At 49.9% G+C, this 15,855-nt stretch carries 15 protein-coding genes and 1 pseudogene; 7 read left to right on the top strand and 9 right to left on the bottom strand.

What is annotated here, in order from left to right:
* Window positions 1-233 precede the first annotated feature (233 nt).
* The 6 genes from GN278_10370 to GN278_10395 all read right to left on the bottom strand — a co-directional run bounded on the left by GN278_10370 (window position 234) and on the right by GN278_10395 (window position 5,533).
* Window positions 234-557, bottom strand: coding sequence for a hypothetical protein (locus GN278_10370; GenBank protein ID XAT61109.1), 324 nt, complete (start codon window positions 555-557; stop codon window positions 234-236).
* 434 nt (window positions 558-991) lie between these two features.
* Window positions 992-1,204 (bottom strand): hypothetical protein, encoded by a 213-nt coding sequence (locus GN278_10375; protein ID XAT61110.1) that lies wholly within the window; start codon window positions 1,202-1,204, stop codon window positions 992-994.
* A 218-nt stretch (window positions 1,205-1,422) separates the two neighbouring features.
* Window positions 1,423-1,887: a hypothetical protein gene (locus GN278_10380; protein XAT61111.1), complete on the bottom strand. Its 465-nt coding sequence runs from the start codon at window positions 1,885-1,887 to the stop codon at window positions 1,423-1,425.
* An 18-nt stretch (window positions 1,888-1,905) separates the two neighbouring features.
* Complete coding sequence (locus tag GN278_10385) at window positions 1,906-2,217, bottom strand: hypothetical protein (protein XAT61112.1); 312 nt, start codon at window positions 2,215-2,217, stop codon at window positions 1,906-1,908.
* A gap of 295 nt (window positions 2,218-2,512) precedes the next feature.
* A complete protein-coding gene (locus GN278_10390; GenBank protein ID XAT61113.1) occupies window positions 2,513-4,126 on the bottom strand; it encodes a citramalate synthase in 1,614 nt (537 codons plus the stop codon).
* Window positions 4,127-4,168: 42 nt separating this feature from the next.
* Window positions 4,169-5,533, bottom strand: a complete 1,365-nt coding sequence (locus GN278_10395; protein ID XAT61114.1) for a cysteine--tRNA ligase — start codon at window positions 5,531-5,533, stop codon at window positions 4,169-4,171.
* A gap of 236 nt (window positions 5,534-5,769) precedes the next feature.
* On the opposite strand from GN278_10395, the gene GN278_10400 reads away from it, so the two are divergent.
* Together GN278_10400 and GN278_10405 are read left to right on the top strand one after the other, a co-directional pair.
* Window positions 5,770-6,945, top strand: coding sequence for an aminotransferase class I/II-fold pyridoxal phosphate-dependent enzyme (locus tag GN278_10400; protein XAT61115.1), 1,176 nt, complete (start codon window positions 5,770-5,772; stop codon window positions 6,943-6,945).
* A complete protein-coding gene (locus GN278_10405; protein XAT62628.1) occupies window positions 6,938-7,315 on the top strand; it encodes a competence protein TfoX in 378 nt (125 codons plus the stop codon). Before GN278_10400 ends, GN278_10405 begins: the two co-directional genes overlap by 8 nt.
* Here the strand turns inward: GN278_10405 and GN278_10410 are convergent.
* Window positions 7,312-7,734, bottom strand: coding sequence for a nucleoside-diphosphate kinase (locus tag GN278_10410; protein XAT61116.1), 423 nt, complete (start codon window positions 7,732-7,734; stop codon window positions 7,312-7,314). The two genes, GN278_10405 and GN278_10410, sit on opposite strands and share 4 nt — an antisense overlap.
* Before the next feature lie 264 nt (window positions 7,735-7,998).
* Between GN278_10410 and GN278_10415 the strand changes: the two genes are divergently transcribed.
* From GN278_10415 to GN278_10425, 3 genes are all read left to right on the top strand, one after another.
* The gene (locus GN278_10415) at window positions 7,999-9,849 is read left to right on the top strand and encodes an ATP-binding cassette domain-containing protein (GenBank protein ID XAT61117.1); all 1,851 of its coding nucleotides are present in this window, start codon (window positions 7,999-8,001) and stop codon (window positions 9,847-9,849) included.
* Between the two features lie 451 nt (window positions 9,850-10,300).
* Window positions 10,301-10,933, top strand: a complete 633-nt coding sequence (locus GN278_10420) for an NAAT family transporter (GenBank protein XAT62629.1) — start codon at window positions 10,301-10,303, stop codon at window positions 10,931-10,933.
* On the top strand, window positions 10,934-11,518 hold the full coding sequence (locus GN278_10425; protein XAT61118.1) for a TIGR02281 family clan AA aspartic protease: 585 nt from the start codon (window positions 10,934-10,936) through the stop codon (window positions 11,516-11,518).
* Here the strand turns inward: GN278_10425 and GN278_10430 are convergent.
* Both GN278_10430 and GN278_10435 read right to left on the bottom strand, forming a co-directional pair.
* Window positions 11,515-11,982, bottom strand: a complete 468-nt coding sequence (locus GN278_10430) for a DNA polymerase III subunit chi (protein XAT62630.1) — start codon at window positions 11,980-11,982, stop codon at window positions 11,515-11,517. The genes GN278_10425 and GN278_10430 overlap by 4 nt on opposite strands.
* Before the next feature lie 4 nt (window positions 11,983-11,986).
* The gene (locus GN278_10435; protein XAT61119.1) at window positions 11,987-13,456 is read right to left on the bottom strand and encodes a leucyl aminopeptidase; all 1,470 of its coding nucleotides are present in this window, start codon (window positions 13,454-13,456) and stop codon (window positions 11,987-11,989) included.
* A 133-nt stretch (window positions 13,457-13,589) separates the two neighbouring features.
* Here GN278_10435 and lptF point away from each other — a divergent pair, with 133 nt between their 5' ends.
* On the top strand, window positions 13,590-14,723 hold the full coding sequence (gene lptF / locus GN278_10440; GenBank protein XAT61120.1) for an LPS export ABC transporter permease LptF: 1,134 nt from the start codon (window positions 13,590-13,592) through the stop codon (window positions 14,721-14,723).
* Window positions 14,720-15,813: pseudogene (gene lptG, locus GN278_10445) on the top strand (LPS export ABC transporter permease LptG). The gene lptF and the pseudogene lptG overlap by 4 nt, the downstream one beginning before the upstream one ends.
* Window positions 15,814-15,855 lie beyond the last annotated feature (42 nt).

Consider the following 15,855-nt stretch of genomic DNA (forward strand, 5'->3'; position numbering starts at 1 on the left):
TGATGGGCGTTTCCACCCCTTTAGGCAGCGCTGTTAATATAATTTTTTCGCACCATAATTAAACGACGGCAGATACACAATCCAAAGCGGTCCCGGTGGCCGCAACGTTATATGCGCTTTTAGCGATGGTTGCCCGGCCGCTGTCCCCAAGTCTTACCGCTTTTAGCGCGCTGCACACGGGGCTTTTATCGCTTTGGGGCACAGGGTTTTGCAAAGTCTTGCAATGGCGCACATTAGGTGGAACGCTTAACCTCATCCCCAACCTTTATATCGCCGCCCTCAAGGATTGCACAATTCAGCCCCGAGCGATGCTTTAAAAGATCACAAACGCTTTTACCGGTCACCGGATCAAGATAACGGCAGGGCGTATTAAGCCGACCGCCAAGCAATACCACATCGCCCACCCAGAAGCGCTTGCCAACAAGATGGTTTACCGGCACATCCCGAACGGTCAGGTTGCGGCGATGCTCGTCAGGTGCAAGGCATATGTAATGGTCCCGCCTGAGCGCCCCTAGGGTTTCCATTTCTATAAGAGTGACCTCAGCGAATATCTTCAATTTGTAAATATTTTCCTGCGCCTTGCTGATAGCGGTCAATTGCGATCCCGGCCCCGGCAATCAATGTGGCCAAGGTTTGAAAGCTTAAAGTTACCCACGCGCTCACAAGCCCGCCGTTTGATAGGCCGCAGCACAGCACCGCCCTGACCAGTGATTTTCTTTCTTATTTGCAAAAAAATATCTGCAGGCCAAGAGGCTATCTTTTTAAGAAACCTTAATGATTTTAGGTGTTTAAATCAGACAATTATTACTGACTAAAATAGTCAACTATATGTTTTTATTACTTTTTCTTGACTTCTTTAGAAAAATTCTAATTTTAGAGACATCGGTTAGCCAGCGCGTGCAAGCCATACCGATACATGTCAAAACCGTTGAAGGAGATTAGGGATGGCAGAAGCCTGTAACAAATGCGCTTATTTTAAGCATCAAGACCGTCAGGTCACCGCAGGATCAGATTTGGGCGCCTGCAGAGTAAATCCGCCAAGCGCGGTTGCCCAGGATAAGCTGGCTTTCTGGCCGGTGGTCAAACCCATGGACTGGTGCGGCAGTTTCGAAGCAAAATAATCAAACCGGCAGAGGCGCGGGGCATTTAGCCCTTCGCCGCCGGCGGCCGCATTTGCGCGGGTGGGCGCAGGCAGAGATATCATCAGACAACGCCATAGAGACCTTTGGGGCAGACAGCCGTTGCCCTCTGGCATATAGCGCCCCCACGCTCAAGGGGCAAATGGGGAGGATTGGGCCAGAGGGACCGTTTGTGAGAAGTCAATCTAGAACAGCTTCCAGCCAAAAGTGAACAGAAGTATGCAAACGGTAGAGCTAAACTGGTGTCGGGCTTAATTTGTAATACCAATTCAACGCGCAGTATTTATGAATAATATTTTCGATTTGGGGTAAGCCAATGCATGATATTCACGCAGTCTACATCAGACTGTGAAAGTCGGTTGTATAACTGATAATCTTGGGTAAATACTCGAACTTTTTCTTTTTTCAGCCGAGGAACACATGAAATAATGGCAGCATCCGCAAGGCCTACCTTCTCGTACTCTGAAAGTTGAGTAACGTTTTTACTAGGCTGAAATATCTCTTCAAGATTTGCAATGTAGCGGCTCAATGCGAAAGCGGCACCATCAACTGCTTGTTGTTTACCAGATCCTAGATGGTTGGAGGCTTCAGTTAGAACGTTTGGCAATGAGATGTGTTTACGAATTTCTAGTAACTCATCATTCAATTTCTGCCACATTCTTTGAGTATGCTGTTGGGTCTTTCCTGTTCCAACAAGATCAAGCCGCAAAGTACCAAAAACAAACAATACCAGCGGTCCGCTATCCAACAAAACATAGGCCACGGCTCAAGTAAGTTTCTCGAAGTTACCTTGATTGTCCAAATGGACGCACCGCACAAGTCGAATGGTCTTGGTGGTCTTGGTGGTCTTTTCATTAAAATTACCCAGAATAGACTTGGCAAAATTTCCGGATTCTTGCGAAGTTTCCTCGACACCTCCATCGAAACCGATGGAAACAATCCATCCGTTATCTTTGGGTTCTAAACCTTCCAACAAAACCCCATGCAAGTTTCCGGACTTTTTCATAAGTTTATCAAAGTATTCGAACGCCCGATCAACAATCGCCTCAACATCCAGTGTCTTCTGCTCTTCTGACATCACCAAATTCCTTTAGCTTATAACGTGAGCCAATCGCGCTCATCCAGCACTCCAATGATCTAATCCTCTAGCTTTATGATCGTACTGCTTGGTAAATTTTTTAATTTATCAATCTAAATATGTATACAATTATTACATTCTATTTAAAAGAGAAATATACATTTTGATTTATTGGCACTTTCCATGCCTGATCAAGAATTTTGAAGCGTCGTTTCCCCCAAAAACCCATCAAAAATCCCACCACCGCGAAACTGCCGTGATACGGACGCAATACCGACGTGGGAATTTGGCGGTTTTAGCCCCGATCGCGGATCAGTTTCCAGTTGATCGCATCAAGCAAGGCCTCAAAGCTGGCATCCACAATATTGGGCGATACCCCCACCGTGGCCCAGCGCCGTCCTTGGGCATCTTCGCTGTCGATCACCACCCGTGTCACCGCCTCGGTGCCGCCTTGTGTAATGCGCACTTTGAAGTCCACAAGGTGCAGATCATCAATCACATCCTGATAGGGCCCAAGGTCTTTGGCCAGCGCTTTGGCCAGCGCATTGACCGGCCCGCGATCGGCGCCAATCTCATCCATCGACTCGCTAACCGAGAGTTTTTTGACCCCATCCACCTTGACCACAACGACCGCTTCGGACAGGCTAACCATTTGATTATACTTGTTTTTGCGGCGCTCAACCGAAACGCGGTAGCGCTTGACCTCAAAAAATTCGGGGCATTGGCCCAGCTCGCGCCGCGCCAGCAGCTCAAAGCTGGCCTGCGCGGTGTCATAGGAATATCCCTCGGCCTCGCGGGATTTGATCACCTCAAGAATACGGCCCAGCGCCGGATCGCCCCGCTCGACCGCAATGCCCGCCGCGCGCAGCCGTTCGCGCAGGTTCGACTGACCCGCCTGATTGGACATCGGAATGATGCGCGCATTGCCCACTTGCGCAGGGTCCACATGCTCATAGGTGCTGGGATCCTTGGCGATCGCACTGGCGTGCAGCCCGGCCTTATGGGCAAAAGCAGACGCCCCCACATAAGCCGCCTGCCGCATGGGAACCCGGTTGAGAATATCATCAAGCAGCCGCGAGGTACGTGTAAGCCCCTGTAAAGACGTCTGTTTTACGCCAGTCTCAAAGGTGCTCGCATAGGGCTCTTTGAGCAAAAGCGTGGGGATCAGCGATACCAGATTGGCATTGCCGCAGCGCTCACCAAGGCCATTGAGCGTGCCTTGGATTTGCCGCGCGCCCGCATCCACTGCCGCCAATGAGTTGGCCACCGCGTTTTCGGTGTCATTATGGGTATGGATGCCCAAATGATCCCCCGGAATCCCCGCCGCAATAACATCGCCAACAATCGCGCTTACCTCGGCCGGCAGTGTGCCGCCATTGGTATCACATAGCACCACCCAGCGCGCACCGGCATGATAAGCCGCCTTAATCACCGCAATCGCATAGGCTGGATTTGCCTTATAGCCGTCAAAGAAATGCTCTGCATCAAACAGCGCTTCACGGCCCTGCGCAACGATATGTTCAATAGACTGCTGAACAGAGGTTAGGTTTTCCTCAAGCGAAATACCCAATGCTTTTTCCACATGGAAATCATGGCTTTTGCCCACAAGGCACACCGCTTTCGTATCCGCATTCATCACCGCAGCAAGAACATCATCATTGGCCGCTGACCGCCCTGCCCGTTTGGTCATGCCAAAGGCTGTTAAGGTGGCGCGGGTTTTCATGGATTGATCGAAAAACTCGCTGTCGGTGGGATTGGCGCCGGGCCAGCCGCCCTCGATATAATCAATCCCGAGCTCATCCAAAGCAGTGGCAATTTGCACTTTGTCTTGGGTGGAAAACTGCACGCCTTGGGTCTGCGCTCCATCGCGCAGTGTCGTGTCGTAAAGATAGAGCCTTTGCTTTGCCATATATTTGCCCAATCCGCTGATCTTGCAGCTTTTTTGCCTAGTTTAACCCAAGTTGTCCAATTGGGCTATATCAAAGCCTGCTGAGGGGACAAGGGTCACCTCAGTTTTGCTCATCCTGACTTCCAAACCGGCGTGTTGATAGGCACTTTTCAATCGATCAACTTCGGAAAAGTCCTTGGTTTGCATGGCTTTTTCGCGCTCGGCAAATAGGCGTTCTTCGTAAGCAGACAAATCAACAGCGGCCGCCCAGTCCCCCAGATGATCGCCAAGCAATCCCAAAAGCTCTGCCGATGCGCGCAGTCCAGCAGCATCGCCTTTAGAGGCCAAACCATGCAATGCGGTAATGGCGCCAGCAGTGTTTAGATCTTCACCCAAAGCCTTGACCACCGCTACGTCAACTGTGCCGGGCGCATCGGCTGCCGCGCTGATTTCCCGCCATTTACGAAGCGTTTTTTCCGCCTCACGGGCTTTGGTATCGGTCCAATCCATTGGCTTGCCGTAATGCGTTGAAAGAAACACGAACCGGATCACTTCGCCTGCGTACCCCTGATCAAGCAGGTCACGTACAGTAAAGAAGTTGCCCAAAGATTTGGACATTTTCTTCCCGTCAACCTGCAGCATTTCATTGTGGAGCCAATAATTGGCAAATCCATGATCTGGATGGGCACAGCGGCTTTGCGCCAATTCATTTTCATGGTGGGGAAACAGCAAATCATTGCCGCCGCCATGAATATCAAAGCTCGCCCCGAGCAAGTCATGAGACATGGCAGAACATTCAATATGCCAGCCCGGACGTCCCACTCCCCAAGGGCTCTCCCAGCCTGGTTGATCGCTGCTCGAAGGTTTCCATAGTACAAAATCCATTGGATCGCGCTTATAGGGTGCAACCTCTACCCGCGCACCGGCAATCATGTCATCTACTGACCGCCCCGAAAGTTGTCCGTATTCGGGATCGCTTTGCACTGAAAATAGCACATGCCCGTCGGCAGCATAGGCATGGCCCTTTTGTATCAGCCCCTCAATCATGGTAATCATTTCGGCGATATATTCCGTAGCCCTTGGCATATGATTGGGTTCAAGATTACCCAGCGCTGCCATATCCTCAATGTACCACGCGATGGTTTCTTCGGTCACGGCCGAAATAGATTGGCCGCTTTCAGCCGCGCGCTGATTTATTTTATCATCAACATCGGTAAAATTGCGCACATAGGTCACATGCTTTGGGCCATAAACATGCTGCAACAGGCGAAACAGCACATCGAACATAATCACATTGCGCGCATTGCCCATATGGGCGCGATCATACACTGTTGGGCCACACAAATACATCCGGACATTTTCCGGATCGATCGGCACAAACCGTTCTTTTTTGCGGGTTTTTGAGTTTTGCAGTGTGATAGTCGTCATTGAGTACAAGCCTTTCTACGGCGCTGATTGGCGGGCTTAGCAACTTTGTTCTGGTTTGAAAATGACGAAAGAACCGGCCCGCTGAAAGTTTTCAGCAAGCAATACAGATCGAAATGATCGTAATGTGTTCCATATGGTCTTGTTAAGCGAAAGCGGCTTCGTTTGCAACCGATAAGTGTTTGACTTTTGTGCATGTCACTGTCCCATATGGAGCAGTTTTTTGGCGGAGTAGAATCGTGCAGGCATCGCATCGCATAAGCAATATAAATGATCAGGGCTCTGACGGCTGGGAAGTTTTTCTACGCGCGCGCGCATTAATGGCCGAAGGACACCAGATCACCGAACTGACCATAGGCGAACATGATATCCGAACCGATCCAAGTATTTTAAAGGCGATGCATGCCTCTGCTGCCGCAGGCAATACAGGGTATGCTATGGTGCCAGGCTCTGCAGCATTGCGCCAAAGCGTTGCAGATAGGGTTACTAAGCGAACTGGCATTGCAACGACACGCGATAATGTGCTGATCACGCCCGGCGGTCAGGCGGGACTTTTTGCCACCCATATGGCGGCCTGTGATCCCGGGGATACAGCGCTTTATCTTGATCCCTACTATACCACCTATCCCGGCACTCTTAGGGCACAAGGCCTTGTCCCAATTGCGGTTCCAACCCGATCAAAGCACGGGTTCCAACCGCAGCGCGAAGAATTGGATAAGGCGGCAAAAGGGGCAAAATCACTTTTAATCAACTCCCCAAATAATCCAACCGGAACTGTGTATTCCACATCAACAATGCAAAATATTGCAGAGGTATGCTGCCAACATAATTTATGGCTGATCTCGGATGAGGTCTATGACACCCAAGTGTGGTCGGGGACACATATTACACCGCGCAGCCTGCCGCAGATGGCTGAACGCACATTGGTCATTGGCTCAATGTCGAAAAGCCATGCCATGACAGGCAGCCGGATCGGCTGGGTGGTTGGGCCAGAAGATATGATTGCGCATATGATCCATCTGGCAACCAACACCACCTACGGCGTTGCCGGCTTTGTGCAGGATGCCGCGCTTTTTGCGCTTGGACAGGGCATAGAATTAGAGAAAAAAATTTCCACTCCTTTTGCGCGGAGACGGAAAATTTCTTTGGATATCTTGCGGGATTTTCCGAAAGTGAAAGCAGTTGCACCGCAAGGCGCAATGTATTTGATGCTGGATATCCGCGCCACCGGACTGAGTGGAATTGAATTTGCAAACCGGTTGCTTGATGATCATCAAATTGCCGTCATGCCGGGAGAAAGTTTTGGCCAGTCTGCCGCTGGGCATCTTCGTGTAGCAATGACAATATCCGATGACGCCTTTGGTGCGGCTTTACGAACATTATGCGCTTTTGCCACCCAGTTGGCTGATGGCTGAAGCTCTTTCCACCATTCGCAACATTGGCCCTGCACTAGAGTCTGCATTTCAACGCGCCGGCATAAATGATGCCGAGACCCTGCGCGACATTGGGGCGGATGCAGGTTATCTTAAGCTGTTAAATTCGGGAGTACGTCCGCATTTCATCGGTTATTACGTCATCGTTATGGGACTACAGGGCCGCCCGTGGAACGATTGCCAAGGCCAAGAAAAACGTGATCTTAGGGATAGGTTTGATGCGCTCAAAGCGCAGTCTGTACCCAATGGCGATGCGGCGAAAACTGAGTTGGAAAAAATACTTGACCGAATAGGCGTCGTAGAAAAGAAAAATGGGCGAAAGAAAAAGCTTTCGCCCAAATTCAAAGCTTAGCCAACCAGTTCGATGCCAGAAAAGAAATACGCGATTTCAACAGCTGCGGTCTCTGGGGCATCAGAGCCATGTACAGAGTTTTCGCCCACAGACTCGGCAAATTCGGCGCGTACTGTGCCTGGCGCTGCATCTGCTGGGTTGGTTGCGCCCATAACTTCCCGGTTTTTGGCAATTGCATTTTCACCTTCTAGAACCTGAACAACCACGGGCTCTGACGACATAAATTCGCAAAGCTCGTCATAAAATGGGCGTTCGGCGTGAACCCCATAAAAAACACCTGCTTGCGCTTTGGTCATATGAATACGTTTTTGCGCTACAACGCGCAGGCCTGCATCTTCGAATTTCGCATTGATTTTGCCGGTTAGATTGCGGCGGGTGGCATCGGGTTTGATGATGCTGAATGTACGCTCGAGAGCCATTTTTTAAATATCCTTGTATCGCAGGGGCAGACCCCATGTCAGCCCCGTGATTTGCGCCTGCCCCCTACCATGCAACCATCCAATTGAAAAGTCTGATCTGCGTTATTTGGATCATGGTGGGCCACGCGTCCAGTTTGCCGCAATGCCCAGCGCTAAAACTGGCCTTTTCTTTGTTTAAGGTGTCCAAAAGTTTTGCAATGCGTTTCAAAGAAGCCTGTTGATTCCCGATGGTAGAACCCATTGTGACCTGCTATGGCCTGCGCCATGTTAAAAATATCAAATATCAGCTATTCCGTAGAGGGCCGGCCCCTTTTTGATGGCGCCAGTGCAACCATCCCTGATGGCCACAAAGTCGGTCTTGTCGGCCGTAACGGGACAGGCAAAACAACTTTGTTCCGATTGATCCGAACAGAGTTGGCCCTTGAGGGAGGCAGCCTTTCTCTGCCTTCTCGGGCGCAAATTGGCGGCGTCGCCCAAGAGGTACCAAGCAATGATATCTCGCTGATTGACACGGTGCTGGCAGCTCATACTGAGCGTGCTAGCCTGCTGGCCGAGGCAGAAACGGCCACCGATCCAATCCGGATTGCCGATATTCAAACCCGCTTAAGTGATATTGATGCATGGTCAGCCGAAGCGCGCGCGGCATCAATTTTAAAAGGGCTTGGCTTTGACAGCGAAAAACAGGCGTTGCCGTGCAGTGCGTTTTCCGGCGGTTGGCGAATGCGCGTTGCGCTGGCCGGTGTACTTTTTGCACAGCCTGATCTTTTGTTACTTGATGAGCCAACCAACTATCTTGATCTTGAGGGCGCAATTTGGCTTGAAAGCTATTTGGCAAAATACCCCCATACCGTCATCATTATTAGCCATGACCGCGGTCTGCTTAATCGCTCTGTTGGCTCGATCCTGCATCTCGAGGATAAAAAACTTACCTTTTACAATGGCGCCTATGACACCTTTGCCAAAACCCGCGCCGCACGATTGGCAACCGCCGAAGCCGAATCCAAAAAGCAAGACGCTCGGCGCGCTCATCTTCAATCCTATGTGGACCGCTTCCGCTATAAGGCAGACAAAGCCCGGCAGGCGCAATCAAGGCTGAAAGCCATCGCACGGCTTGAACCGATCACCCGCCCGCAAGAGGCCGCCTTGCGCCGCTTTAGCTTTCCGGAACCAGAAGAGCTGTCCCCGCCTATTTTAAGGGTCGAGGATGGCATTGTAGGCTATAACGGCACCGCGGTTCTATCAAAGCTTGATTTACGGATTGATCAAGACGACCGGATTGCGCTTTTAGGTCAAAACGGTGAGGGCAAATCGACCCTTGCCAAACTTATATCCGACCGCCTGACGCCCATGGCGGGCCGCGTTGTGCGATCCTCAAAATTAAGGATTGGATATTTCGCCCAGCATCAGGTGGATGAGCTACACATAGACGAAACTCCGCTTGACCATATTCGGCGGCTACGGCCATCAAAAACCCCCGCCCAGCTTCGGGCCATATTGGGCGGTTTCGGCATTGGCGCAGAGCAAACCGAAACGCTTGTTGGCCGGCTGTCTGGGGGGCAAAAAGCACGCCTTTCGCTGCTATTAGCAACGTTAGATGCACCGCATATGCTTATTTTGGATGAGCCGACCAATCACCTTGATATAGAAAGCCGCGAAGGTCTAGTTGAGGCTTTGACCGCCTATTCTGGGGCCGTCATCCTCATCAGCCACGATATGCATCTATTATCGCTTGTAGCCGACCGGCTTTGGTTGGTGAAAGATGGCAAAGTAACACCCTATGAAGACGACCTAGAAACCTACCGCAAGGATTTGCTTAGCACTGAAAAGTCGAACGCTCAGAAAGTACCGTCGAAACCAAAGCCCAGGCGCGCAGGCCGCGACGAGATCTTGGCGCTTAGATCTGAGGTGCGCAAATGCGAGGCCAGGTTGGAAAAGCTCAATGCCATGCGCGATAAACTTGCGGAAAAACTGGCTGATCCCGCGCTTTATGAAGATGCGCGCATCGGCGAGCTTGCAACTTGGAACAGCAAGTATGCGGAAGTCATGGATGCCTTAGAGCGGGCAGAAAATCTTTGGATGGCCGCTCAAGATAAACTTGAAAAGGCCAGCCCCTAAAATCAAACTTTAGGGATTATCGCCACGGCCAATCGGCGTCCATGATTGCAATGGCGGGGGCAACCCCCATATAAAACCTGCAAATTGCAACTAAATTTCTTACCTAAAGTGACTATTGCCAATCCTATTTCTTGACCATTTTGTACCATCAATAACAAAAAAGGAATTACGTTATGTATGAATTTATATCGTCTTTGGGACTGATAGGATATTTATTAATTGGGGTCTTAGGGCTTGCAATATGGAACCTCCGCAAATTGTGGAAGCTTCGCACACCACTGGATTCCCCTCAGCACAAGGCTTGGCGAAGAAGCCACGGATGTGACCACCCAGATCATCTTGATCCTCTAAACAAGCCCTAAGGCAACACGCCAATCGTATGACGGCCCTAGTCTTGACCGCCCAAGTGGGGCAGAATAAGGATCGACCCGAAAGGAAATTTTTGTTGACGCTGATAGATACCGCTTTTTTGATCACCGCGTTTGTGACGCTTTTTGTCATTATTGACCCTATTGGTCTTGCGCCTTTATTTATTGCGATCACTCAAGGCATGTCGCAAAAAAAGCGCCGCAGCATTGCGCTACGGGCCGTAGGTGTGGGCGGTGCAGTGCTTTTTCTATTTGCCGTATTCGGAGAGTCGGTTTTGTCATTTGTAGGTATATCCATGCCCGCGTTTCGAATTGCAGGCGGGGTTTTGCTATTTTTAACCGCGCTTGAGATGCTCTTTAATCGCCGCACCAAACGCCGTGAAGATCAAAGTGATGATGATGTGGCCGACGACCCATCCGTTTTTCCCTTGGCCATTCCATTAATTGCCGGGCCCGGCGCCATTACGTCGGTTATCTTGATCACCGACAACCATCCCGGGTGGCTTGGTATCGGTGAGGTCACAGCTGTTGTAGCTGCCGTTCTGATATTGGTCTATGTGATGTTTTCGATCGGAACGCTACTAGAGCAATTACTTGGTAAAATTGGCATCAATGTCATTACGCGGATACTCGGCATGCTTTTGGCCGCCTTGGCAGTGCAGTTCGTGATGGAAGGAATTTCTGCTTTTGAACTGCTCTCTGAGGCCCGTCAGTAAATGCCGCAAGATATAGATTTTGCACGCTTGGTTTACTTAGGCTTGCTTGCGGCTGTCTTGCTTGGCTCGGTACTGATGACCCGACGTGGGGCTTTTAAGAAAGCCGCCTTTCAGGGCGGTATCTGGTTGGTGATTTTTGCAGCTCTGGTTGCCGCAGTGGGAATATGGCAGGATATTCGATCCGGTCAGAGCAGCACATCAAGCTTTACTACCCAAGAAGGTCATGTAGTGATTTCACAAGGCGATGATGGTCATTATCGGGTCAAGATCAAAGTCAATGACCAGACCCTTTCATTTTTGGTCGACACAGGTGCTAGCCGTGTTGTTTTGACCCAGAAGGACGCAAAAGCATTGGGCTTTAAGCTAGAAAACTTACAATTCTGGAACACTGCAATGACTGCAAACGGCCCGGTCTCTACAGCGCCTGTGCGGCTTGGGGAAATGACGCTAGGACCCTATATTGACCGCAATGTCAGCGCATCCGTGAATAGTGGCGAAATGAAGCAATCATTGCTCGGCATGAGTTATTTAAACCTATATTCGACCATAGAGATCAGCCAAAAGCGAATGATCCTAAAGCGCTAGCCGTCAGAGGATTGACTATCTGCCATTTTTTGCCACCGGCCGCTTTCTTCGGACCAGTATTGGGCTGAGCAGCCTGCTTCGGTCAATGTTTTCCACTGACCACGCGCTTGCTGCATCGCGGTTTGATCTAGCCCGTCGAACAATATACACACTCTTTGGCTATCGTTCACCTCTTGAGCGTTAACCATAGCCCCATCTATGGACATGATACACTCAAACCCAGCTTCGGCGTTTGTGGTGAGCAAAATCGGCTGATGCGCATCTTTATCGCTGCCAGCCAATCCATGCGCCAAAAACCCATCATCTGGCCCCAGCCAAAGCTTTTCATCTAACCATTGCATCCGCTCCAAGCTGGTGCCCCGGACCTCAACCCGCCAACTGGCCCCAGAGGCCTTTTCAAGCAGCGCAGGCAAAGCCACCTCTAAGGGCTGGCGGGTCAAATGATAAAAATAGGCTGCTCCCATTGGTTTAAGTGTTTTCAAATAAATCGCTGATCAATCGGTTCAGTGTCATCACACCCCATCCGGTTGCACCCGCCGGAGCATGGTCACTGTCGGATTTAATGTGCGCAACACCAGCAATGTCTATGTGCGCCCAAGGCGTGCTGTCTTTGACAAACCTTTGCAAAAACTGTGCGGCAGTGACGGATCCGGCCGGCCGGCCGCCAATATTGGCCATATCCGCAATTCTTGATTTGAGCAGCTTGTTGTATGGCTCGCCCAAAGGCATGCGCCAAGCGCCTTCGTTTTCGGACTTGGCAGCCCCAAGTAGTGCATCGCACAGCACGTCATCATTGGAAAAAACGCCAGCATTTTCATGCCCAAGACCGACAATGATTGCCCCGGTCAACGTGGCTAAATCAATCATCGCAACCGGATTAAAGCGCTCTTGTGCGTACCACATCACATCACACAGAACCAAACGTCCTTCTGCATCTGTGTTCAGCACTTCGATGGTATCACCTTTCATTGAGGTGATCACATCACCTGGCCGGATCGCTGTGCCAGAAGGCATGTTTTCAACCAATCCAACCAATCCAACCACATTTGCTTTTGCTTTGCGGCTGGCCAGGGCCATCATTGTTCCAGCCACAACAGCAGCGCCGCCCATATCCATTGTCATATCCTGCATGCCCGCACCGGGTTTAAGTGATATGCCGCCGGTATCAAAGACCACCCCTTTGCCAACCAGCGCAAAGGGCTGCTGATCAGGCGCACCACCATTCCACTGCATCACAACCACTTTCGATGGGCTGGCAGAGCCCTGCCCTACACCCAAAAGCGCCCGCATACCCAGATCGGCCAGTTGTGCTTCGTCCAGCACCTCAACCTCGAGCCCCAAGGGCACAAGGTCCATTAGGCGTTCAGCAAACGTGGTCGTGGTTAGAACATTGGCTGGCTCATTCACTAAATCGCGCGTAAAAAACACAGCTTCAGTGATTGCTACGCTTGTTTCCAAAAGCGGCTTTAAAGTTTCCATTTTATTGTGGGAAAAAGTAACTTTGCCGAAACTCTTTTCATCTTTTTTAGATTTGTGCGCCAGAAAGTGATAGCTGCGCAATGTAATGCCTTGAAAGAAACTGTCCCCAAAGCGCAAAGCCCCCGCAAGAACCAACAACGTCTCTTCGCCGCGTAGCTTGGCCAAAGCAACGCCAGCGCGGCGGGCAGCAGTGCGATCAGCGCGTTTATCGAGCACCACAAGGTCAATTGCTATGGCCTCAACTCCCGTGGGATAGGCCAAGGTGATTACCGTTCCCGATTTGCATTTATAGAACTCAGGATCCTGAGTGACACGCAGAACAGCACCTTTGGTCAATTTATTTAAGCGGCGTGTGATCTGATCAAGCCGTCCGTCTGGGGCTAGTATAGCTGCGACACGTCCACTTGCTTGAGACATGCTATCTAAATTCGTTTCTAAAAATTCAAAATTTTCTGGCATTGGTACTTTGGTCTCCTGGCCCTGGCTTTTTGACGATTTAGCGGCGATCCGCCATTATTTTTAATATTCAGTTTTCCCCGGAAATTATTTGAGATAAACCATATCTAATAGAAAAAGACCACTGGGGATTTTTGTGTCAAGGTTCGACCGCTACCTACTGCGCCAAATGTTGGTTGCCTTCGGGTTTTTTTCCCTAGTGTTAATCGCGATTTATTGGGTTAACCATGCAGTAATTTTATTTGATAGACTGATTACAAATGGTCATTCTGCACTGGTATTTCTAGAGTTTTCTCTGCTTAGCCTACCAAATGTAATCCGTTTAATGCTGCCTTTATCGGCATTTGCAGCCACCATATATGTCACCAACCGCCTTAGCACCGAAAGTGAACTGACAGTGATGCAGGCCACTGGGTTTAGCCCGTGGCGATTGGCACGACCATTTTTTGTTTTCGGATGTTTTGTTTTACTGCTCATTGCTTTGCTTACCCATTATCTTGTACCCTCAAGCCTTGCCCAACTTCGCCAGCGCGAACATGAAGTTTCGGCCAGTATTTCAGCGCGCCTGCTGCGCGAAGGAAGTTTTATACACCCGCAATCAGATGTGGCTTTTTACATTCGTGAAATCACAACAGAGGGCGAATTAAGAGATGTCTTTCTCTCGGATCGCCAAGCTCCGGATTCAGCCACCACATACACCGCAGAAAAAGCCTACCTCGTGCGCGAGGATGAAAAGACAACCATGATTATGGTAAACGGACTGGCCCAAACTCTCGATTATGAAACCCAGTCACTCTCAACAACAATATTTCTAGATTTATCCTATGATATGAGTGCTTTGGTTGATCCAAACCAAGTTCTTCAAGGGCGCATTTCAGAGCTTTCAACAAGCGAAATTCTAGCTCGGGCAGAACAGCTAAAATCTAAACCGGGCGGAAGTAGGGCGCTTCTACTTGAAGAAGCCCATGACCGCTTTAAGCAACCTCTTTTAGGTTTGGCAACCGCCCTCATAGGATTTGCGGCTTTGATGCTTGGCGGATTTAGCCGCTTTGGATCGGGTCGCCAAATCCTATTTGCAATTTTTCTTTTGGTCGTGTTGAAAATGTCTGAAAGTTTCGTTGCTCGGCCTGTGCGCGCGGATGCGGGGTTATGGATATTGAACTATACTCCCGTGCTGATCGGTTTTATATTTGCCTTTGGTTTACTTTTGGTAGCTTCGTTTTCTTTCGGTGTTTTAAATCTAACGCTCCGCAAAAAGGTGAGCCAATGACTTTGCATTTCTATTTTGCAAGACGTTTTGCGATATTTTTCATTCGGGTCTTTGTCTTGTTTTTTCTATTTTTGTTCCTGATTGATCTGGTCGGTCAATTACGCAGTTTCTCATCAATCATTTCGTTTCGACAGGTTGTTACTTTAACCCTCCTCAACAACCCCGAAGTTTTGTACCAAATGATGCCACTGATCATGATTATTTCGGCGGCTGCGGTGTATATTTCACTGAGCAGGTCTAATGAATTGGTTATAAGCCGAAATACTGGGCGATCCTCGATGCAGGCACTTATCGGACCGTTATTGGTGACCATCTGCCTTGGAGGCATGCTGGTTACTGTGTTCAATCCAATTGTATCAACCACATCAGCCCTCTATCTTGATTTGAAGGACAACTACTCAAATCAAAAGCGGTCTGTCATTTCAATTGGTGCAGAAGGTTTGTGGCTTCGGCAAGGCGACGAAAACGGACAAACCGTTATTCGCGCAGAGCGCGCTAACTTTGACGGCTCTGTCCTTTATGGAGTTAGCATGCTTGAGTATCATTCAAGCGGTGGCCCCAGACGCCGCATCGAAGCCAAATCGGCAAGCTTACAAGGGGGGGATGGTGGCTCAATAAAACCAAGGTTTGGCCTCTTATTTCGGGAATAAACGCTGAAGAAAATGCTCAAAAACATGAGTGGCTACGTGTGCCGTCTAGCCTAACCACAGATCAAATCCGAGACCGTTTTGGAAAACCTTCAACCGTTTCATTTTGGGCCTTGCCCGTCATGATAAATCAGCTCAAGTCTGCTGGGTTTTCTGCACGGCGTCACGAGGTTTGGTATCAAACAGAAATAGCAAGACCCTTATTCTTGGTCGCAATGGTAATTATAGGGGCTGCGTTTACCATGGGCCATAGCCGGCAACGCAGCATGGGGCTAGGCGTGTTAATGGCCATCTTGCTTGGGTTTGGATTGTTTTATGTGCGCAATTTTGCGCTGATCCTGGCAGAGAATGGTCAATTGCCGGTTATGCTTGCGGCATGGGCGCCACCATTAGCGGCCATTTTGCTAGGGTTGGGTATTCTTTTCCAAGCGGAGGAAGGCTAGTGCGGGGGCCACCCACTCCTAATTTTCTTTACGACGCGGCCT

The sequence above is a fragment of the Rhodobacteraceae bacterium Araon29 genome (assembly GCA_039640505.1).
GTDB lineage: Bacteria > Pseudomonadota > Alphaproteobacteria > Rhodobacterales > Rhodobacteraceae > CABZJG01.

Coding starts and splice junctions, on each gene's coding strand:
- GN278_10375 (XAT61110.1), bottom strand. CDS start 1,204: ATGATATCTCTGCCTGCGCCCACCCGCGCAAATGCGGCCGCCGGCGGC.
- GN278_10385 (XAT61112.1), bottom strand. CDS start 2,217: ATGTCAGAAGAGCAGAAGACACTGGATGTTGAGGCGATTGTTGATCGG.
- GN278_10390 (XAT61113.1), bottom strand. CDS start 4,126: ATGGCAAAGCAAAGGCTCTATCTTTACGACACGACACTGCGCGATGGA.
- GN278_10395 (XAT61114.1), bottom strand. CDS start 5,533: ATGACGACTATCACACTGCAAAACTCAAAAACCCGCAAAAAAGAACGG.
- GN278_10405 (XAT62628.1), top strand. CDS start 6,938: ATGGCTGAAGCTCTTTCCACCATTCGCAACATTGGCCCTGCACTAGAG.
- GN278_10410 (XAT61116.1), bottom strand. CDS start 7,734: ATGGCTCTCGAGCGTACATTCAGCATCATCAAACCCGATGCCACCCGC.
- GN278_10415 (XAT61117.1), top strand. CDS start 7,999: ATGTTAAAAATATCAAATATCAGCTATTCCGTAGAGGGCCGGCCCCTT.
- GN278_10425 (XAT61118.1), top strand. CDS start 10,934: ATGCCGCAAGATATAGATTTTGCACGCTTGGTTTACTTAGGCTTGCTT.
- GN278_10430 (XAT62630.1), bottom strand. CDS start 11,982: ATGGGAGCAGCCTATTTTTATCATTTGACCCGCCAGCCCTTAGAGGTG.
- GN278_10435 (XAT61119.1), bottom strand. CDS start 13,456: ATGCCAGAAAATTTTGAATTTTTAGAAACGAATTTAGATAGCATGTCT.